This is a genomic window from Pseudomonas sp. CVAP#3 (assembly GCF_018986375.1).
Classification (GTDB): Bacteria; Pseudomonadota; Gammaproteobacteria; order Pseudomonadales; family Pseudomonadaceae; genus Aquipseudomonas; species Aquipseudomonas helvetica.
Map to the genome: position 1 here is coordinate 680,004 of NZ_JAHMSC010000001.1, position 18,895 is coordinate 698,898.

Genomic DNA, 18,895 nt, shown 5'->3' on the forward strand with positions numbered 1-18,895 from the left:
CTGCGGGCCGCCACCAGATGACGTTCCCCTTGCCACTGCCCTGCCCCCGCGATCTGCCCGAGCTATTGGGCAGTTTGCAATTGATCACTCCGCTGCTCGATGCCATGCCCGGCGTGGTGTTCTTCATCAAGGACACCGCCGCCCGCTACGTGCTGATCAATCAGACCCTGGCCCAGCGCTGTGGCGCCAATGAGCCCAACGCGCTTCTCGGCAAAACGGCTGAGCAGGTGTTCCCCTCGCACTTCGGCCCGCATTACACCGAGCAGGACCGGCGGGTTCTGAGTGACGGCAGCCCGTTGAGCGATCAACTGGAATTGCACCTTTATCCCGGACGCGAACCTGGCTGGTGCCTGACCCACAAACTGGCACTGCGCGACACACAGGGCCGCATTATCGGCATGGCGGGGATTTCATACGATCTGCTCGCGCCCCAGTCCAGTCATCCAGCTTACGAAAAACTCGCGGCGGTCGACGGGCATATCCGCGAGCACTACGCGCAACACATCGCGCTCGGTGAGCTCACGGCCCTCAGCGGGTTTTCCGTGGCGCAACTGGAGCGCCTGTGCAAACGGATCTTCCAGCTGACGCCACGGCAGATGATTCACAAGGCACGCCTGGGCGCGGCCACGCAGCTGCTGTCGGGCGAACTGCCGATCACCGAGATCGCCCTGCGCTGCGGCTACACCGACCACAGCGCCTTCAGCCGCCAGTTCAAGGCGCTCACCGGCGTGTCCCCTTCGCAGTACCGCGATAACCATCGCTGACTGTTACCCGTTACTGCGCACCCCGCCAAACCCTGCTCCCTTTTGTGACACGACACCCATCGTCGAGGCGTTCGTCTTCGCCGCGTATGTCCCTGGCCGAAATCTGCATCGCCGGCTGCTGGCGTCTGTTTCGGGCCTTGCAGGCCGTCGAAGGTTTAACCCGATGTGGCTTGCGGTTTTTTGGCATATCCAGTGCATATCAAATATCGTATACGAAATTCTAAATACACATTTGATAAGAACTGCCCAATGCTCGACACCATCCGACAACGAGGCCCCTTATGAAAAATCCTGCATCCGCCGTCTTCATTACCGCCCTGCTGAGCAGCGCGTTCATCGCCCAGGCCCAGGCCGACAAACTCGACGACATCATCGAGTCCGGCAGCTTGCGTTGTGCGGTCACCCTGGACTTCCCGCCGATGGGTTTTCGCGATGAGAAGAACACCCCGGCCGGCTTCGATGTCGACTACTGCAATGACCTGGCAAAAACCCTCGGGGTCAAAGCCGAGATTGTCGAGACGCCGTTCCCGGACCGAATCCCGGCACTGGTTTCCGGTCGCGCAGACGTGATCGTTGCCTCCACCTCCGACACCCTGGAGCGGGCCAAGACCGTGGGCATGACCATTCCCTACTTCGCCTTCCAGATGGTGGTGCTGACCCGCAGCGACGCCGGAATCAAATCCTACGATGACCTCAAGGGTCATTCGGTGGGCGGCCCGGCCGGCACGTTCGAAGCCATCGCACTGGAAAACGACGTGAAGAAATGGGCCAACGCCAAGGGCGCTTTCCATGCCTACCAGTCGCTGGCCGACGCGGTGCTTGCCCTGAGCCAGGGGCAGATCGACGCGACGACCGTGACCTCGACGGTCGCCTCGTCACTGATCAAGTCCGGCAAGTACAAAAACCTCAGCGTCGCCGGCACCGCACCGTATGACATCGACTACGTGTCGCTGGGTGCCAAGCGCAATGAGTTCGGCCTGATCAACTACCTCAACCTGTTCGTCAACCATCAGGTGCGCTCCGGACGGTATCAGGAGTTGTTCGCGCAATGGGTCGGCGGCACCGCGCCACAGCTGACGGCCAGCGGTGTGTATCGCTAAGGGCTACATAGCCGAGGGGATGGGGTTGCCCTGAATGTGACTGTGGCGAGGGAGCTTGCTCCCGCTGGACTGCGTAGCAGTCCCATTTTCAGGGCCGCTCCGCGCCCCAGCGGGAGCAAGCTCCCTCGCCACAGGTTTTGCGTTTAGCTGACAGATATTCAGGACAAGCCCGGCCCCCACAGGCCCCAAACCAGTTGAAAACCAAGGAACTCCTTTGATGTTCGACTACACCTTCCATTGGCGCGCCGCCTTCCAGGCGTTGCCGGAAATGCTCGACGGCGCGCGGATCACTCTGGAAATCGCGGTGCTGTCGATGCTGGCCGGCACCCTGATCGCGATGTTCCTCGCCCTCGGCCAGCAGTCCGACAAGCGCCTGTTCCGGGCGATTGCCGCCAGCTGGGTGTCGATTGCACGTAACACCCCGGCACTGTTTCAGGTGTACATCCTGTACTTCGGCCTCGGTGCCTTTGGTATTCACATGGGCTCATGGCTGGCGTTGTTGATCGGCATTACCTTCAACAACGCCGGCTACCTGGCGGAGACCTTTCGCGGCGGCCTCAACGCCGTGCCGGAAACCCAATTGCGCGCGGCCCGTTCGCTGGGCATGAGCGCGCCGAAGGCTTATCGGCTGGTGGTCCTGCCGCAATTGCTGCGGGTGGTGTTTTACCCGCTGACCAATCAAATGGTCTGGGCCTTGCTGATGACTTCTCTGGGCGTGGTGGTCGGCCTGACCAGCGACCTGACCGGCGTGACCCAGGCACTGAACGTGAAGACCTTTCGCACCTTCGAGTTCTTCGCCATCGCCGCCGTTCTCTACTTCGTCCTGGCCAAGCTGGTGGTGTTGATCGCCCGCCTGCTGGCCTGGCGTTTGTTCCGGTACTAGGAGGTCTGCATGTACACCTCAAGTTTTACCTCGGGCGACTTCCTCTACCTGCTGCAAGGTGCCGGCACCACGCTGCTGCTGACGTTCTGGGCGATGTTGATCGGCACGTTGCTGGGTGTCGCCTGTGGCCTGGTTCGGGCCTTGTTGCCGCGTTTGAGCCTGCCGCTGGCCTGGGTGCTGGACGTGTTTCGCAGCGTGCCGTTGCTGATCCAGTTTGTGTTGCTCAACTCGTTCAAGTCGATCGTCGGCCTGAACTGGAGCGCGTTCACCGTGGCCTGCGTGATTCTCGGCGCCTACTCCACCGCCTACTGCGCAGAAATCGTCCGCGGCGGCGTGCTCTCGGTGCCGTTGAGCACGCGGCGAGCCGCCCGTTCGCTGGGCCTGAGTCACCGCCAGGACTTGCTGCACATTGTCCTGCCGATGGCCACGCGGGTGGCGTTTCCGGGCTGGATCAACCTGACACTGGCGGTCATGAAAGACACCTCTCTGGTGCTCTGGATCGGCATCGTCGAACTGCTGCGCGCTTCGCAAACCATCGTCACCCGGCTCCAGGAACCGTTGTTCGTCCTGGCCCTGGCCGGCCTTATCTACTACGTCATGAGCCTGGTGATCGCTCGTCTGGGTGCGCGGCTCGAACAGAGGTGGCAGGAAAATGATTGAGATCGAGAACGTTCGTAAATCCTTCGGCAACCTGGAAGTCGTCAAGGGTGTCGACCTGACCGTGAACAAGGGTGAAGTGCTGTCGATCATCGGCGGTTCGGGCTCGGGCAAGTCGACCTTGCTGATGTGCATCAACGGCCTGGAAGCCATTCAGGGCGGACAGATTCGCGTCGACGGCACGCCGGTGCATGCCAGCGGTACCGACCTGAACAAGTTGCGGCAGAAAATCGGCATCGTCTTCCAGCAATGGAACGCCTTCCCCCACCTCACGGTGATGGAGAACGTGATGCTCGCCCCGCGCAAGGTGCTCGGCAAAAGCCGTCAGGAAGCTGAAGAAATCGCCGTGCGGCAACTGACCCACGTGGGCCTCGGCGACAAGCTCAAGGTGTTTCCGAGCAAGCTCTCCGGCGGTCAGCAACAGCGCATGGCGATTGCCCGGGCGCTGGCCATGTCGCCGGACTACATGCTGTTCGACGAAGCTACTTCGGCCCTCGACCCGCAACTGGTCGGCGAAGTGCTGGACACCATGCGCCTGCTCGCCGAGGAAGGCATGACCATGGTCCTGGTGACCCACGAAATCCGCTTCGCCCGGGATGTGTCGGATCGGGTGGCGTTCTTTCGTGACGGCAAGATCCACGAAATCGGTTCACCGGACCAGGTGATCGGCCAGCCGCAACGCGCGGAAACCGCCGACTTCCTGAAGTCGGTGTTGTAACCCACAGTCAGGCCTCAGGAGACAGTCATGCGTTCGAGCAAGATCATTCATGTGGTGAGTTGCCACGCCGAAGGTGAAGTCGGTGACGTTATCGTCGGCGGTGTCGCACCACCGCCCGGCGCGACCCTGTGGGAGCAGTCGCGCTGGATTGCCGAGGACCAGACCCTGCGCAATTTCGTCCTTAACGAGCCGCGCGGCGGAGTCTTTCGTCACGTCAATCTGCTGGTGCCGGCCAAGGACCCGCGGGCCGACATGGCGTGGATCATCATGGAACCGGCGGACACACCGCCGATGTCCGGCTCCAACTCGCTGTGCGTAGCCACGGTACTGCTCGACAGCGGCATTTTACCGATGACCGAACCGCTGACCCGGCTGGTGCTCGAAGCGCCCGGCGGCTTGATTGAGGTGACCGCCCACTGTCGCAACGGCAAGGCCGAGCGGGTCGAGGTGCGGAACGTGGTGTCGTTTGCCGACAAGCTCAATGCCTGGATCGAAGTCGAAGGCCTCGGCTCGCTGCAGGTCGATACCGCCTATGGCGGCGACAGCTTTGTGATCGTCGATGCCCAGCGCCTGGGCTTCTCGCTGACCGCCGATGAAGCCGCGGACCTGGTCGCCAACGGTCTGAAGATTACTCAAGCGGCCAATGAACAATTGGGTTTCGTGCACCCGCTGAACCCGGACTGGGAGCATATTTCGTTCTGCCAAATCGCCGCGCCGCTCGACCGCACCAACGGTGTGGCCAGTGCCGCCAATGCGGTAGTGATCCGCCCCGGCAAGATCGATCGCTCGCCCTGCGGCACCGGTTGCTCGGCGCGCATGGCGGTGCTGCACGCCAAAGGCCAACTGGCAGTGGGTGAAGTGTTCATCGGGCGCTCGATCATCGGTTCCGAGTTTCGTTGCCGGATCGACAGCACCAGCGAAATTGCCGGCCGTCCGGCCATTATCCCGTGCCTGTCCGGGCGCGCCTGGATCACCGGCACCCATCAGCATCTGCTCGACCCAAGCGATCCTTGGCCGGGCGGTTATCGACTGTCCGACACCTGGCCCGTCGACCTGGCTATTTGAAACATCGTACCTGGCAAAACCCTTTGAACCCCATGGCACATTCAGTGCTCAATTTAAACGTATACGAAATACTAAAAAGTCATCATCGGAGGCAACATGAGCAAGCACGTTAACTGGAGCGGCGTTTTCCCTGCGGTCACTACCCAGTTCAACCCGGACTTTTCCATCGACTATGAAGGCACGCACAAGGTCATCAGCGGGCTGGTGCGTGACGGCGTGTCGGGGCTGGTGATCTGCGGCACTGTCGGCGAGAACACCTCGCTGAGCACCGAAGAAAAAATCAGCCTGGTGGAAGTTGCCAGGGACGCCGCAGCAGGTCGGGTGCCGGTGATCTCCGGTGTCGCCGAATTCACCAGCGCCAACGCCAGCAAGGTCGCCAAGGAAATCCAGCGCGTGGGCGCCGACGGCATCATGCTGATGCCAGCGCTGGTCTACTCCTCGAAACCCTTCGAGACCGCCGCGCATTTTCGCAGCGTTGCCGCCAGCATCGACCTGCCGGTGATGGTCTACAACAACCCGCCGATCTACAAAAACGATGTCACCCCGGACATCCTGATCTCCCTGGCCGACTGCGACAACGTCGTCTGCTTCAAGGATTCCTCGGGCGATACCCGGCGCTTTATCGATGTGCGCAATGAAGTCGGCGACCGCTTTGTGCTGTTCGCCGGGCTCGATGACGTGGTGCTCGAAAGCATCGCAGTTGGCGCGGTGGGCTGGGTGTCCGGGATGTCCAATGCCTTCCCGAAAGAAGGCGAGACGCTGTTCCGCCTGGCCCGCGATGGCCGCTTCAAAGAGGCCATGCCGATCTACGAATGGTTCATGCCACTACTGCACCTCGATGCCCGCCCGGACCTGGTGCAGTGCATCAAGCTCTGTGAAGAACTGATGGGCCGCGGCACGGCGCTGACCCGTCCGCCCCGCCTGGGTCTACTTGACCACGAGCGCAGCGAGGTCGAGGCGCTGGTCAAGGCTGCGCTCGCCAACCGCCCGAGCTTGCCGGACGTCGGTCTGTAACCGCCCTTCCCCACTGCCGCGCTCGGCATCGAGCGCGGCCATGCCGAGCATTTTTTATGTCAGCCATTATCGGCCACAACTTTATCGGCTTCGACCGTAGCGCCGCAGGTGATCAGGTCCTGCACAGCGTCGACGCCCACAGTGGTGAACCGCTGCCCTATGGCTTCAGCCAGGCCAGCGCAGAGGAAATCGACAACGCCGCACACTTCGCAGCCAGGGCCTACCCGATTTATCGCAACCTGCCAGCCACGGTGCGCGCCGGTTTTCTCGAGTCCATCGCCGAAGAAATTGACGCCCTGGGCGATGACTTCATCGCCATCGTCTGCCGCGAGACGGCCCTGCCCGCTGCGCGGATTCAAGGCGAACGGGCGCGAACCAGCGGCCAGTTGCGGCTGTTCGCCCGAGTGCTGCGTCAAGGCGACTTCCTCGGTGCGCGTATCGACCGCGCCCTGCCTGAGCGCCAACCCTTGCCGCGGCCCGATCTGCGCCAATGGCGCATTGGCCTGGGCCCGGTGGCGGTATTCGGTGCGAGTAACTTTCCACTGGCGTTTTCCACCGCCGGCGGCGACACCGCCGCCGCCCTGGCCGCCGGTTGCCCGGTGGTGTTCAAGGCCCACAGCGGGCATATGGCAACCGCCGAGCTGGTGGCGGCAGCGATCATTCGCGCGGCGCAGCGCAGCGGTATGCCCGAGGGCGTGTTCAACATGATTTATGGCGCGGGCGTCGGTGAGGCACTGGTCAAACACCCGGCGATCCAGGCGGTGGGGTTCACCGGCTCGCTCAAAGGTGGCCGGGCGCTGTGCGACATGGCCGCTGCACGGCCGCAACCGATACCGGTGTTCGCCGAGATGTCGAGCATCAACCCGGTGTTGCTGCTACCCGCCGCCCTGGCAGCCCGCAGTGCAAGCATCGCCAGTGAGTTGAGCGCCTCGATCGTGCTGGGGGGCGGCCAGTTCTGTACCAATCCGGGGTTGATCATCGGCCTGCGTTCGGCGGTGTTCAGCGCTTTCATCGAACAACTCACCGCGCAAATCAACGAAAAACCGCCACAGACCCTGCTCAACAGCGGTACCCGGCGTAGCTATGAAGGCGGTGTGCAACGCTTGCTGGAGCATCCACGGGTGACGCGTTTGAGCGGCAACCTTGCGCCAGGCAATCAGGTGCAGCCGCAGTTGTTCAAGGCTGACGTCAGCTTGTTGCTTGAAGGGGATGAAGTGCTGCAAGAGGAAGTGTTCGGTCCGGCCAGCATCGTGCTGGAGGTGGCCGATGAGCGAGAACTCAGGTTGGCGCTGCAGGCCTTGCACGGGCAACTGACCGCCACGCTGATCGCCGATCCGCAAGACCTTGCGCTGTGCGCGCAGCTGATACCGATCCTCGAACAGAAAGCCGGGCGCCTGCTGCTCAACGGTTATCCGACCGGTGTCGAGGTGTGCGATGCAATGGTCCACGGCGGACCATATCCCGCGACGTCGGACGCTCGCGGCACCTCGGTCGGCAGCCTGGCAATCGAGCGGTTCCTGCGACCGGTGTGCTATCAGAACTGTCCGGACAGGTTACTGCCGGACGCCCTGAAGAACGCCAATCCGCTGGGGATTTTGCGTCTGGTCGACGGGGTGTATACCCGCGAGGGGTGGGGTGACGAATAGACCTGGTCTGCCTCGATACCAGTCGTTCACAAGGCCTCTGAAGTGGACAAAAATCCTGTGGCGAGGGAGCTTGCTCCCGCCGGCCGGTCCGCGCTCGGGCGAAGCAGTCGTAAAACCGGCTGATGCGTTCTACCTGATAAAACGCAGTCGCCTATTTGGGACCGCTTCGCGATCCAGCGGGAGCAAGCTCCCTCGCCACAGGTCCGCGTTTTTCGTCAGTCGAACTGCGCGCGCATCCAGGCCTGATACTCGGCAACGCCAGGCTCGCCTTCGCGGGGTGCCCAATGCGCATGTTCACCCTCGCCCACCGGGCGATAAGGGCCTGCCTTGCATTCGAATATCACGCTGTCTGCTTCCAGCACGACCAGACTGTGGTAGATCTTTGCTGGCAGGTCGACACCCACCGTCTCGCCACCAGCCTGCAAGGTCCGCTTGCTCGTGACATGACCTGCTTCGTCGAAAACCAGCACACCGATTTGGCCCTTGAGGACCAGCAGGGTTTCAGCCTTGTCGCCGCTCAAATGCCGATGTGGCGGAATGTAGGTCGACGGTTGCAACCCTATCGCAATGCGGTGGCAGGGTTCTTCCATCTGATGGAAGTTGTGATGCTGCCGGCCACGAGGATTGGCCGCAGCTTTCTCGGCCAGCTCGGTAAACAGTGCTTGATCAAGAAAGCTCGGTGCGGCCATGTCTTACATTCCTTTGACGGCGTAGATCCCGGCGGCGTTGCGCCAGTAGCCTTTGTAGTCCATGCCGTAACCGAAGATGTAGCGGTCGATGCACGGCAGGCCGACGAAATCGGCTTTCAGGTCCGGGCGCGCCTTGCGGTCGTGGTCTTTATCGATCAGTACGGCGGTGTGTACAGCGCGGGCGCCAGCATGTTTGCAGAAGTCGATGATCGCGCCCAGGGTGTGACCTTCGTCGAGGATGTCGTCGATGATCAGCACGTCACGGTCGATGAACGAGACTTCTGGCTTGGCCTTCCAGAACAGGTCGCCGCCGCTGGTTTCGTTGCGATAGCGAGTAGCGTGCAGGTAGGACGCTTCCAGCGGGAAGTTCAGATGGGTCAGCAGTTTGCCGGAGAAAATCAGGCCGCCGTTCATCACACAGAACACCACCGGGTTGCTTTCAGCCAACTGATCGTTGATTTGCGCACCAACGCGGGCGATGGCCGCCTCGACTTCAGCTTCGGTGTACAGGCAGTCAGCCTCTCGCATGATTTGACGGATATGCTCGAGATCAGCGGACATGGTGCTCTCCAAGGGGGTGGCGGATTCGGAAAAGCGAGCAAAGGTACGCATCCAGCCGGGTCAGATCAAGCGTTTCTGGACTAACGTACAGTATGTCTATAGGACAACACCCTCGGATAGATTAATCTAGGCCGGTTTTTTTGCCCGCCGCCGGAGCCTTTCCCCATGCCCATCCGTGAGATCCGCCATCCGCTGATCCGACACAAACTTGGCCTTATGCGCCGCGCCGACATTAGCACGAAGAATTTCCGCGAGCTCGCTCAGGAAGTCGGTGCCCTGCTGACCTACGAGGCGACCAAAGACCTGCCCCTTGAAACCTACGATATCGAAGGCTGGTGCGGCACTGTTTCGGTCGAGAAGATCGCCGGCAAGAAAATTACCGTGGTGCCGATCCTGCGCGCCGGCATCGGCATGCTGGAAGGCGTGCTCAGCCTGATCCCGGGCGCCAAAGTCAGCGCCGTGGGCGTGGCCCGCAACGAGGAAACCCTCGAAGCGCACACCTATCTGGAAAAACTGGTTCCGGAAATCGACGAACGCCTGGCAATGATCATCGACCCGATGCTCGCCACCGGCGGCTCGATGGTCGCCACCATCGACCTGCTGAAAAAGGCCGGTTGCAAGGACATCCGCGCGATGGTCCTGGTGGCCGCTCCTGAAGGCATCGCCGCGGTAGAGAAGGCTCACCCGGACGTGACCATCTACACCGCGTCCATTGATCAAAAACTGAACGAGCACGGCTACATCATCCCGGGTCTGGGCGATGCCGGCGACAAGATCTTCGGCACCAAGCAGAAGGACGCGTGAGCATGCGGGATGAGTTCAACGACCCGCTCTGGCGCACGGTGCTGTCTGGCGCGCAGATGCTGTTCGTGGCGTTTGGCGCGTTGGTGTTGATGCCGCTGATTACCGGCCTCGACCCGAATGTCGCGCTGTTCACGGCGGGCCTCGGGACTCTGCTGTTCCAGGTGGTCACCGGGCGGCAAGTGCCGGTGTTCCTGGCGTCGAGTTTTGCCTTCATCACCCCGATCATTCTCGCCAAGGGCCAGTTCGGCCTCGCGGCGACCATGGGCGGAGTGATGGCGGCCGGTTTCGTTTATACCTTTCTCGGTGTGGCCGTGAAGATCAAGGGCACCGGTTTCATCGACCGTTTGTTGCCACCGGTAGTGATTGGCCCGGTGATCATTTCGATCGGCCTGGCGATGGCGCCGATTGCCGCGAACATGGCGATGGGCAAGGCCGGTGACGGCTCCGAGCTGATTCATTACCAGACCGCCATGATGATCTCCATGCCAGCGCTGCTGACGACGCTGATCGTGGCGGTGTTCGGCAAAGGCATCTTCCGCCTGGTGCCGATCATCTCCGGCGTACTGGTCGGGTTTGGCATGGCGTTCTTCTTCGGTGTCGTCGACACCGCGAAGATCGCTGCCGCGCCGTGGTTTGCGTTGCCGCACTTCACCGCTCCGGAATTCAACTGGCAGGCGATTCTGTTCATCGTCCCGGTGGCGCTGGCCCCGGCCATCGAGCATATCGGCGGCGTGATCGCGGTCGGCAGCGTGACCGGGCGCGATTACCTGAAGAAGCCCGGTCTGCATCGCACGCTGTTTGGCGACGGTATCGCAACCACCGCCGCCGGCCTGCTCGGTGGCCCACCTAACACCACGTACGCCGAAGTGACGGGCGCGGTGATGCTGACCAAGAACTACAACCCGAAAATCATGACCTGGGCGGCGATCTTTGCTATCAGCCTGGCGTTTATCGGCAAGTTCGGTGCGCTGCTGCAAAGCATTCCGGTACCCGTCATGGGCGGGATTCTTTGCCTGTTGTTCGGGTCGATTGCTGCGGTGGGCATGAACACCATGATCCGCCACAAGATCGATTTGGCAGAAGCGCGCAACCTGGTGATTGTCTCGGTCACGCTGGTGTTCGGGATTGGCGGCATGCTGGTCGGCACCGGTACCGGCGCGCAGGACTTCGGCCTCAAGGGCATTGCGCTGTGCGCTGTCGTGGCGATCGCGCTGAACCTGATTCTGCCGGGCAATGACAGCTGGAAGCACAAGAAGGCGGATGAGCCGCTGCTTTAACGGCTTAGACAGTCCCCTGTGGCGAGGGAGCTTGCTCCCGCCGGCCGGTCCGCGCTCGGGCGGAGCAGTCGTAAATTCGGCAAACGCGATATGTCTGAGGATATGCGGTTGCAGGTTTTAGGGTCGCTTCGCGACCCAGCGGGAGCAAGCGCCCTCGCCACATTACCGTTCGCCTACAACGCCAGCGGCGCTCTTTCGCACAAGGTGTTCAACGCCTGCGCCCACTGCGGGTCATCGTTGAGACACGGCACCAGCACCAACTCCTCACCGCCCGCCTCGCGGAACTGCTCGAGCCCACGGTCACCGATCTCTTCCAGGGTTTCGATGCAGTCGGCCACAAACGCCGGGCACATCACCAGAATCTTCTTCACCCCCTGCTTGGCCAACGCGTCAAGACGCGCTTCGGTGTAGGGTTCGATCCATTTGGCGCGGCCCAGCCGTGACTGGAACGACACCGACCATTTGCCGTCCGGCAAGCCCATGCGCTCGGCAAATGCTGCGGCGGTACGCAGGCACTGACCGCGATAGCAGGTCGCGACCACTTCCGGCGGCGCACCGGCACAGCAATCACCGTCGCCCTCAAAGCTATGGCCCGGGTTGAGTTTCTTCAGGTGCCGCTCCGGCAATCCATGGAAGCTCAGCAGCAGATGATCGTAATCCTGCTCCAGGTACGGCCTGGCGCTGGCAACCAGCGCGTCGAGGTATTCCGGCTGATCGTAGAACGGCTGGAGAATCGAGAACTGCACATCCAGTTTCTTCTCGCGCACCACCCGCTTGGCCTCTTCAATCACCGTGGTCACGGTGCTGTCGGCGAACTGTGGATAAAGCGGTGCGAGGGTGATTTTTTTGATCCCTTGAGCAGCCACGCGGGTCAACACTGACTCAATCGACGGCTCGCCGTAACGCATGGCCAACTCGACCGGCCCCTGGGTCCACTGCGCGGTCATCGCTTGCTGCAAACGGCGACTGAGCACCACCAGCGGCGAACCTTCATCCCACCAGATCGAAGCATAGGCGTGAGCCGATTGCTCAGGACGCTTGATCAGAATCAGCGAGACCAGCAAACGTCGCACCGGCCATGGCAGGTCAATGACATAAGGGTCCATCAGAAATTGATTGAGGTAGCTGCGCACATCCGCCACCTGTGTGGAAGCGGGGGAACCCAAATTGACCAGGAGCAACGCGTGATCGGTCATGCAACGTCCTATTTCAGAGGCGGCTGGACACGTCGTCCAGGGCCGCACGCAAATCAGTGAAGCGGAATGTGAAACCCGCTGCCAGCAGGCGCGCCGGTGTCGCCCGCTGACCACCCAGCAGCAACAGTGACAACTCGCCAAGACCGACCTTCAGCACAAATGACGGCATCGGCATGAACGCCGGTCGATGCAAAACGCTGGCGAGGGTCTTGGCAAACTCGCTATTGCGCACCGGTTTTGGCGCACACGCATTATAAGGACCGCTGGCGTCTTTCTGATGCAGAAGAAAATCAATCAGGGCGATTTGATCATCGATGTGAATCCACGGCATCCACTGCCGACCATTGCCGATCGGCCCGCCCAGCCCCAATTTGAACGGCAATAACAGCCGCGACAAAAAGCCGCCCTCCGCCGACAGCACCAACCCGGTACGCACCAGCACTACCCGAATCCCCAACGTCTCGGCGCGCTGTGCGGTCTCCTCCCAGGCAATGCACAACTGGCTGGCGAAGTCTTCGCTGACCGGCGGCGATTTCTCGGTCAACTCACGCTCACCGCCATCGCCGTACCAGCCAACTGCGGAGCCCGAAATCAACAACTGCGGTTTCTGCTCGAGGCTTTCAAGCCAGGCCAACAGGGTTTCGGTAAGCCTGATTCGACTGTTCCAGAGCAGCGCCTTGCGTCGATGAGTCCACAAGCGATCAGCAATCGGCGCACCCGCAAGATTGATTACCGCATCCACCGGGCGTTGGCCAATGTCTTCCAGACGCCTGACGCCACGTACCTGGGCACCACACAATTTGGCGACTTGTTCAGGCCTGCGACTCCACACCGTCAGGCTATGGCCTTGGCTCAACCAGTGTCGGCAGAGTTGACGTCCTATCAAACCAGTACCGCCGGTCAGCAATATGTGCATGACATCTTCCTCGCGTGGCGTTTTACCCTGATCACTAGTCTATTTTTATAAGCAGGGATGTTTCGGATCAGGCAGGTTCTGTGTTTAACAATAGGCCAACCTGCCAGAACGAGAACGCTGAAAGTTATACCAGAAAACAATGTTGTATAGGTTTAACCTGCAGCGTAGCCTGTACAGAAAGGTAAACGAGGCCTCTATGACTGTACCCATCGCAATCATCGGCACCGGCATCGCCGGACTCTCGGCAGCCCAAGCCTTGCAAGAGGCCGGGTACGTCGTTCAATTGTTCGATAAAAGCCGTGGCAGCGGCGGTCGCATGTCGAGCAAACGCAGCGATGCCGGCGCACTGGACATGGGCGCACAATATTTCACCGCCCGTGATCGCCGCTTTGTCATTGAAGTCCAGCGCTGGCAAGCCAATGGCTGGGTCGCCGAATGGACGCCACAGCTCTACCACTATCAAGGTGGCCAGCTCAGCCCATCACCGGATGAACAGACCCGCTGGGTCGGCACCCCACGCATGAGTGCCATCACCCGCGCGCTGATCGGCGATACGGAAGCGCATTTCGCTTGCCGGATTACCGAGGTCTATCGTGGCGAAGAACATTGGCATTTGCAGGATGCCGAAGGCTTCACCCACGGTCCCTTCAGCCATGTCGTCATCGCTACGCCTGCGCCGCAAGCCACTGCCCTGCTGGCCGCCGCGCCAAAACTCGCCGGGGTCGCCGCCGGGGTAAAAATGGACCCGACCTGGGCCATTGCGCTGGCCTTCGACACGCCGCTGGATACGCCGATGGAAGGCTGCTTTGTACAGGACAGCCCACTCGACTGGCTGGCGCGTAACCGTAGCAAACCGGGGCGCGACACCACCCTCGACACCTGGGTATTGCACGCCAACAGCAACTGGAGCCGACAACATATCGACCTGTCTAAAGAGGCGGTGATCGAGCAACTGCACGGCGCCTTCGCCGAGTTGCTGCACGATTCCATGCCTGCGCCGGTCTTCAGCCTTGCCCATCGCTGGCTCTACGCCCGTCCGGCCAGCAGCCATGAATGGGGCGTATTGGCCGATGCCGACCTGGGCTTGTACGTGTGTGGCGACTGGTGCCTGTCAGGGCGGGTCGAAGGAGCCTGGATGAGCGGTCAGGAAGCCGCTCGTCGTCTGCACGCGCACCTGCAGTGAAACGCGTCAACCCGCACAGACGTTGCACGATGAATCCCACTGGAAGAGGGAGCCGGTAAAACTTGTACAAACAATTTGACTTGTACACCTTTGGATCTATGATCAAACCGTGTTGTACAGCGCGAACAGCCTGTACAGGTATAGATCCGAGGTACCTCCATGCCCAGCGACTCAGCAAGCAAACCGAAAATCGCTGTCAGCGCATGCCTGATGGGCGCCGAGGTGCGTTACAACGGCGGGCATAAAGCCTCTCCGCTGTGCAGTCGAACCCTCACGGATTATTTCGAGTTCATTGCAGTATGCCCGGAGGTCGCCATCGGCCTGGGGGTTCCCCGCGAACCGATTCGACTGGTCGGCGATCCGCAGCAACCTCACGCCGTCGGTACGGTTCACCACGAACTGGATGTCACTCAGGCGCTGGCGAACTACGGCCAGCAAATGGCCGGCGCGCTGGGCGATATTTGCGGCTATATCTTCATGCAAAAATCACCGTCCTGTGGCCTGGAGCGAGTCAAGGTTTACCACGTCAACGGCAGCCCGCACGACGGCGGTGCACGCGGCATCTACGCTCAAGCGTTTTGTGCCCGACACCCGGACCTGCCGGTGGAAGAAGACGGTCGACTGAACGATCCCGTACTACGCGAGAATTTCCTGACCCGGGTATTTGCCTACTCAGCCTGGCAGGAGCTCCTGCAAAACGGCTTGAGTCGCAATGGTCTGACCGACTTTCACGCACGCTACAAATACCTGTTGATGGCCCATAACCCACTGCAATACCAAGCCTTGGGCAAGCTCCTGGGTGATATGGGCCAGACCGATCCCGATGAACTCGGCCCGCGCTATTTCAGCGAGCTGATGGCGGCACTGAAAAAATGTGCCACCCGCGGCACCCACACCAATGTGCTGCAACACCTCAGCGGCTATCTCAAACAGGTCATCAGCGCCGAAGACAAACAGGAAGTGCAGCATGTGATCGGTCAGTACCGCCACGGCATCGTGCCCTTGGTGGTGCCGCTGACATTGCTCAAGCATCACTTGCGCCATCATCCCGATCCGTACGTTATGCAGCAGGCGTACCTGCAACCGCACCCGGAAAATCTCAGCTTGCGAAATGCGATCTAAATGAAAACCGAACCTGACACTCATCCCCATGACGACAGCCCAGGCACTGGCGATCAACAGCCCCCGGAGAACGATTGGCTGCCGATTCGCGAAGTTGCACGAATCACCGGCGTCAACGCCGTTACCCTGCGTGCCTGGGAACGTCGCTATGGCCTGATCGTGCCGCTGCGTACCTCCAAGGGACACCGACTGTTCTCGGTCGAACATGTGCAGCGGATCCATGACATTCTCACCTGGCTCAATCGCGGCGTGGCCGTCAGCCAGATCAAACAGCTGCTGGATACGCCAGCAGCATTGCGTGAACCGGTCACAAATGACTGGCACGTCCTGCGCCTCAAGCTGATGCAGGCGATCGGACAACTCGCCGAGCGCCAGCTCGATGAGACGCTCAATCAGGCCATGTCGTTGTATCCACCGCGCACCTTGTGCGAGCAACTGCTGATGCCGCTGCTGGCCGAACTCGAGCAGCGCTGGCGAGGTCAGTTCGGCGCGCAGATGGAGCGGGCGTTCTTTTATTCCTGGTTGCGCAGCAAGTTCGGTGCGAGGGTCTACCACAACAACCGTCAGTTGCGCGGCGCGCCGTTGCTGCTGATCAATCACTCCGACTTACCCCTGGAGCCGCATCTGTGGCTCATCGCCTGGCTGATCAGCAGCGCCGATTGCCCCGTGGAAGTGTTCGACTGGCCGTTGCCAGCCGGCGAATTGGCACTGGCGGTCGAGCATCTGCAAGCGCGCGGTGTGCTGCTGTATTCCAGTAAAACAATCGATCTCAAACATTTATTGAAACTTCTGACCAATGTCGGCGGCCCAAAACTCATGGCCGGCCCTGCGGTGTGCATCCACCACGCCGAGTTGTCTGCCAAAACCTCTGAAATAGCCGATTTATTTCTGGCCGAAGATCCGTTATCGGCCCATCAGGCACTGGTTCAGCGTGGGCTCATTTAAATGCTTGTACGCAAAACTTCCCTGCAATTGATCTGGCTGCGCAGCGACTTGCGTCTGCATGACAACACTGCCCTCTCGGCCGCCGCAGCTCGTGGTCCATGCGTGGCGGTGTATTTGTTGAGCCCGCAGCAATGGCACGCCCACGATGATGCACCGTGCAAAGTGGACTTCTGGCTGCGCAATCTGCGCGAGTTGAGCCAGGCCCTCAGCGAGCTGAACATTCCCTTGCTGATCCGTACCGCCGCACGCTGGGATGATGCGCCGCAGGTGCTTGGCCAGTTATGCACAGAGCTGAACGTCGAGGCGGTTCACGTCAACGAGGAATACGGCGTGAATGAAAGTCGCCGTGACGCGGCCGTCAGCAAGACTCTCGACGCTGCGGGCATTGGCTTTTACAGCTACCTCGATCAATTGCTGTTCAAGCCCGGCAGCGTGCTGACCAAGACCGGTACGTACTTCCAGGTCTTCAGCCAGTTCCGCAAAGCCTGCTACGACCGCCTGCACGGCGCATTGCCCCGCATGATTGCCGCCCCCGGGGTTCAGGTGCCAACGGCCATCAACCGTGACCCGATTCCATTGCAGGTCGAGGGTTTCGACACGCCAAGCGAACATCTGCGCGCGCTCTGGCCCGCCGGTGAAGGTGAAGCCCATCGGCGTCTGGAGCACTTCGCCCAAGGGCAGATTGGTGACTACAAGGACCAACGCGACTTCCCGGCAAAACCCGGTACCAGCCAGTTGTCCGCGTACCTCGCAGCCGGGGTGATTTCGCCACGCCAGTGCCTGCACGCCGCCGTGCAAAGCAATCAAGGCGAGTTCGAAAGCGGCAGCGTCGGCGTCATCACCTGGATCAACGAACTGCTCTGGCGCGAGTTTTACAAACACATTCTGGTGGGCTATCCACGGGTCTCCCGGCGCCGCGCTTTTCGCCCGGAAACCGAAGCCCTTGCCTGGCGCGACGCTCCGGATGAGCTGGCGGCCTGGAAAGAGGCGCGCACCGGGCTGCCGATCATCGACGCTGCCATGCGCCAACTGCAGGAAACCGGCTGGATGCACAACCGTCTGCGGATGCTGGTGGCGATGTTCCTGACAAAAAACCTGCTGATCGACTGGCGCGAAGGTGAGCGTTTTTTCATGCGCCATTTGATTGATGGCGATCTGGCCGCGAACAACGGCGGCTGGCAGTGGAGCGCTTCCACCGGCACCGATTCGGCGCCCTGGTTCCGGATTTTCAACCCGCTGAGCCAGTCGGAAAAATTCGACGCTGAAGGTCTGTTCATCAAGCACTGGCTGCCGGAACTGGCGGGGCTGAACAACAAATCTATCCACAATCCGGCGGCCATGGGCGGACTGTTTGGCGTGGCCGACTATCCACTGCCAATCGTCAATCTGGGCCAGTCACGCGAACGCGCACTGGCGGCGTTCAAACATTTGCCTTCGCGCCTGGATGTCGGAGCGATACATGACTGAAAAGGAGAGTGGATTGAGTCATACAACGCCACGGCGGTATTGGCTGACGGGAGCCGGCAACGGCATTGGTGCTGCACTGGCCGAAGAACTGTTGAAGTCCGGCATGCACCTGGCGGTCAGTGCCCGCACGATTGCGCCATTAAAAGTCCTGGCCCAGCGGTATCCGGGACAAGTGCTGGTGGTGGCGGGCAATCTGACCAACAGTCAGACCGTGCGCGAGATTGGCGAACGGATCCAACAGGAGTGGGGCTCGCTGGACACCGTGATTATCAATGCCGGCACCTGTGAATATGTTGACACCCAGCAGTTCGACACCTCGATCATCGAACATGTGGTGCGCACCAACCTGCTCGCCAGCAGCTATTGCATCGACGCCGCCCTGCCGTTGCTGCGCGCTGGCATCACCCCCCATCTGGTGGGTATCGCCAGCTCAGTGACTGATCTGGCCCTGCCTCGGACCGAAGCCTATGGCGCCTCGAAAGCCGGGCTGCGGTATCTGTTTGAGTCCCTGCGCATCGATCCCGCCTCGCAAGGTGTTGAAATCACCCTGGTTAGCCCCGGTTCCGTCGCCCCCCTGCTGACCGGGAACAACGACTATCCGATGCCACAAATCTGGTCGGCCGACAACGCCGCGCGCCATGTCGTCGAAACCCTCAAGAAGCGCCCGCAGGAAATCCCCCTCCTGGCCCTGTCGATGGCTGCACTCTGGCCTTTGTCGAAAATGTCCAACCGCGCAAAATTAGTGATCGGCAAACGCATGGTCAGGCGCTCGCCGCCAAGCATCGATACGCCGCAAACGGATCATGACCAACACCTGTCGACAACCCCATCCGGTTGAGCGTCCGTCAGGCCTTTCACACAGTGACGGCGCGCTGCCTTACACTGCGC

Annotated in this window: 19 protein-coding genes; 15 read left to right on the forward strand and 4 right to left on the reverse strand. The window is 61.0% G+C overall.

What is annotated here, in order from left to right; all coding sequences use genetic code 11:
• The first annotated feature begins 35 nt into the window (after positions 1–35).
• The 8 genes from KRR23_RS03105 to KRR23_RS03140 all read left to right on the forward strand — a co-directional run bounded on the left by KRR23_RS03105 (position 36) and on the right by KRR23_RS03140 (position 7,847).
• Positions 36–764: an AraC family transcriptional regulator gene (locus KRR23_RS03105; RefSeq protein ID WP_253911911.1), complete on the forward strand. Its 729-nt coding sequence runs from the start codon at positions 36–38 to the stop codon at positions 762–764.
• Positions 765–1,045: 281 nt separating this feature from the next.
• A complete protein-coding gene (locus tag KRR23_RS03110) occupies positions 1,046–1,864 on the forward strand; it encodes a transporter substrate-binding domain-containing protein (RefSeq protein ID WP_216741279.1) in 819 nt (272 codons plus the stop codon).
• 217 nt (positions 1,865–2,081) lie between these two features.
• Positions 2,082–2,747, forward strand: a complete 666-nt coding sequence (locus KRR23_RS03115; RefSeq protein WP_216741280.1) for an amino acid ABC transporter permease — start codon at positions 2,082–2,084, stop codon at positions 2,745–2,747.
• Between the two features lie 9 nt (positions 2,748–2,756).
• A complete protein-coding gene (locus KRR23_RS03120; protein WP_123424966.1) occupies positions 2,757–3,407 on the forward strand; it encodes an amino acid ABC transporter permease in 651 nt (216 codons plus the stop codon).
• Positions 3,400–4,122, forward strand: a complete 723-nt coding sequence (locus tag KRR23_RS03125; RefSeq protein ID WP_103318455.1) for an amino acid ABC transporter ATP-binding protein — start codon at positions 3,400–3,402, stop codon at positions 4,120–4,122. Before KRR23_RS03120 ends, KRR23_RS03125 begins: the two co-directional genes overlap by 8 nt.
• Positions 4,123–4,149: 27 nt before the next feature.
• The gene (locus KRR23_RS03130) at positions 4,150–5,187 is read left to right on the forward strand and encodes a proline racemase family protein (protein ID WP_216741281.1); all 1,038 of its coding nucleotides are present in this window, start codon (positions 4,150–4,152) and stop codon (positions 5,185–5,187) included.
• Between the two features lie 96 nt (positions 5,188–5,283).
• Positions 5,284–6,201, forward strand: a complete 918-nt coding sequence (locus KRR23_RS03135) for a dihydrodipicolinate synthase family protein (protein WP_216741282.1) — start codon at positions 5,284–5,286, stop codon at positions 6,199–6,201.
• A gap of 56 nt (positions 6,202–6,257) precedes the next feature.
• Positions 6,258–7,847, forward strand: a complete 1,590-nt coding sequence (locus KRR23_RS03140) for an aldehyde dehydrogenase (NADP(+)) (RefSeq protein ID WP_216741283.1) — start codon at positions 6,258–6,260, stop codon at positions 7,845–7,847.
• Between the two features lie 215 nt (positions 7,848–8,062).
• Here the strand turns inward: KRR23_RS03140 and KRR23_RS03145 are convergent, their stop codons facing one another.
• A complete protein-coding gene (locus KRR23_RS03145; protein ID WP_216741284.1) occupies positions 8,063–8,536 on the reverse strand; it encodes a WbuC family cupin fold metalloprotein in 474 nt (157 codons plus the stop codon).
• A gap of 3 nt (positions 8,537–8,539) precedes the next feature.
• Positions 8,540–9,097, reverse strand: coding sequence for a hypoxanthine-guanine phosphoribosyltransferase (locus KRR23_RS03150; protein ID WP_123582808.1), 558 nt, complete (start codon positions 9,095–9,097; stop codon positions 8,540–8,542).
• A 165-nt stretch (positions 9,098–9,262) separates the two neighbouring features.
• Here KRR23_RS03150 and upp point away from each other — a divergent pair, with 165 nt between their 5' ends.
• Positions 9,263–9,901 (forward strand): uracil phosphoribosyltransferase, encoded by a 639-nt coding sequence (gene upp, locus KRR23_RS03155; protein ID WP_019693615.1) that lies wholly within the window; start codon positions 9,263–9,265, stop codon positions 9,899–9,901.
• Positions 9,902–9,903: 2 nt separating this feature from the next.
• Positions 9,904–11,178: a uracil-xanthine permease family protein gene (locus KRR23_RS03160; protein WP_019693616.1), complete on the forward strand. Its 1,275-nt coding sequence runs from the start codon at positions 9,904–9,906 to the stop codon at positions 11,176–11,178.
• A 173-nt stretch (positions 11,179–11,351) separates the two neighbouring features.
• Here the strand turns inward: KRR23_RS03160 and hemH are convergent, their stop codons facing one another.
• Positions 11,352–12,374 (reverse strand): ferrochelatase, encoded by a 1,023-nt coding sequence (hemH, locus tag KRR23_RS03165; RefSeq protein ID WP_216741285.1) that lies wholly within the window; start codon positions 12,372–12,374, stop codon positions 11,352–11,354.
• 13 nt (positions 12,375–12,387) lie between these two features.
• The gene (locus KRR23_RS03170) at positions 12,388–13,290 is read right to left on the reverse strand and encodes a TIGR01777 family oxidoreductase (protein ID WP_216741286.1); all 903 of its coding nucleotides are present in this window, start codon (positions 13,288–13,290) and stop codon (positions 12,388–12,390) included.
• Positions 13,291–13,486: 196 nt separating this feature from the next.
• On the opposite strand from KRR23_RS03170, the gene KRR23_RS03175 reads away from it, so the two are divergent.
• From KRR23_RS03175 to KRR23_RS03195, 5 genes are all read left to right on the forward strand, one after another.
• Positions 13,487–14,473: an NAD(P)/FAD-dependent oxidoreductase gene (locus KRR23_RS03175; protein ID WP_216741287.1), complete on the forward strand. Its 987-nt coding sequence runs from the start codon at positions 13,487–13,489 to the stop codon at positions 14,471–14,473.
• Positions 14,474–14,632: 159 nt separating this feature from the next.
• A complete protein-coding gene (locus tag KRR23_RS03180) occupies positions 14,633–15,595 on the forward strand; it encodes a DUF523 and DUF1722 domain-containing protein (protein ID WP_216741288.1) in 963 nt (320 codons plus the stop codon).
• Positions 15,596–16,540, forward strand: a complete 945-nt coding sequence (locus KRR23_RS03185; protein WP_216741289.1) for a MerR family transcriptional regulator — start codon at positions 15,596–15,598, stop codon at positions 16,538–16,540.
• 21 nt (positions 16,541–16,561) lie between these two features.
• Positions 16,562–18,007, forward strand: a complete 1,446-nt coding sequence (gene phrB / locus KRR23_RS03190; protein ID WP_216741354.1) for a deoxyribodipyrimidine photo-lyase — start codon at positions 16,562–16,564, stop codon at positions 18,005–18,007.
• A 13-nt stretch (positions 18,008–18,020) separates the two neighbouring features.
• Complete coding sequence (locus KRR23_RS03195; RefSeq protein WP_216741355.1) at positions 18,021–18,845, forward strand: SDR family oxidoreductase; 825 nt, start codon at positions 18,021–18,023, stop codon at positions 18,843–18,845.
• Positions 18,846–18,895: the final 50 nt, after the last annotated feature.

Excerpts from the sequence above, each read along its gene's own strand:
- KRR23_RS03135 (WP_216741282.1), top strand. The coding sequence starts at position 5,284 with ATGAGCAAGCACGTTAACTGGAGCGGCGTTTTCCCTGCGGTCACTACC.
- KRR23_RS03125 (WP_103318455.1), top strand. The coding sequence starts at position 3,400 with ATGATTGAGATCGAGAACGTTCGTAAATCCTTCGGCAACCTGGAAGTC.
- hemH (WP_216741285.1), bottom strand. The coding sequence starts at position 12,374 with ATGACCGATCACGCGTTGCTCCTGGTCAATTTGGGTTCCCCCGCTTCC.
- KRR23_RS03140 (WP_216741283.1), top strand. The coding sequence starts at position 6,258 with ATGTCAGCCATTATCGGCCACAACTTTATCGGCTTCGACCGTAGCGCC.
- KRR23_RS03180 (WP_216741288.1), top strand. The coding sequence starts at position 14,633 with ATGCCCAGCGACTCAGCAAGCAAACCGAAAATCGCTGTCAGCGCATGC.
- KRR23_RS03175 (WP_216741287.1), top strand. The coding sequence starts at position 13,487 with ATGACTGTACCCATCGCAATCATCGGCACCGGCATCGCCGGACTCTCG.
- KRR23_RS03150 (WP_123582808.1), bottom strand. The coding sequence starts at position 9,097 with ATGTCCGCTGATCTCGAGCATATCCGTCAAATCATGCGAGAGGCTGAC.
- KRR23_RS03130 (WP_216741281.1), top strand. The coding sequence starts at position 4,150 with ATGCGTTCGAGCAAGATCATTCATGTGGTGAGTTGCCACGCCGAAGGT.
- KRR23_RS03120 (WP_123424966.1), top strand. The coding sequence starts at position 2,757 with ATGTACACCTCAAGTTTTACCTCGGGCGACTTCCTCTACCTGCTGCAA.
- KRR23_RS03145 (WP_216741284.1), bottom strand. The coding sequence starts at position 8,536 with ATGGCCGCACCGAGCTTTCTTGATCAAGCACTGTTTACCGAGCTGGCC.
- upp (WP_019693615.1), top strand. The coding sequence starts at position 9,263 with ATGCCCATCCGTGAGATCCGCCATCCGCTGATCCGACACAAACTTGGC.
- KRR23_RS03110 (WP_216741279.1), top strand. The coding sequence starts at position 1,046 with ATGAAAAATCCTGCATCCGCCGTCTTCATTACCGCCCTGCTGAGCAGC.
- KRR23_RS03170 (WP_216741286.1), bottom strand. The coding sequence starts at position 13,290 with ATGCACATATTGCTGACCGGCGGTACTGGTTTGATAGGACGTCAACTC.
- KRR23_RS03160 (WP_019693616.1), top strand. The coding sequence starts at position 9,904 with ATGCGGGATGAGTTCAACGACCCGCTCTGGCGCACGGTGCTGTCTGGC.
- KRR23_RS03115 (WP_216741280.1), top strand. The coding sequence starts at position 2,082 with ATGTTCGACTACACCTTCCATTGGCGCGCCGCCTTCCAGGCGTTGCCG.
- KRR23_RS03185 (WP_216741289.1), top strand. The coding sequence starts at position 15,596 with ATGAAAACCGAACCTGACACTCATCCCCATGACGACAGCCCAGGCACT.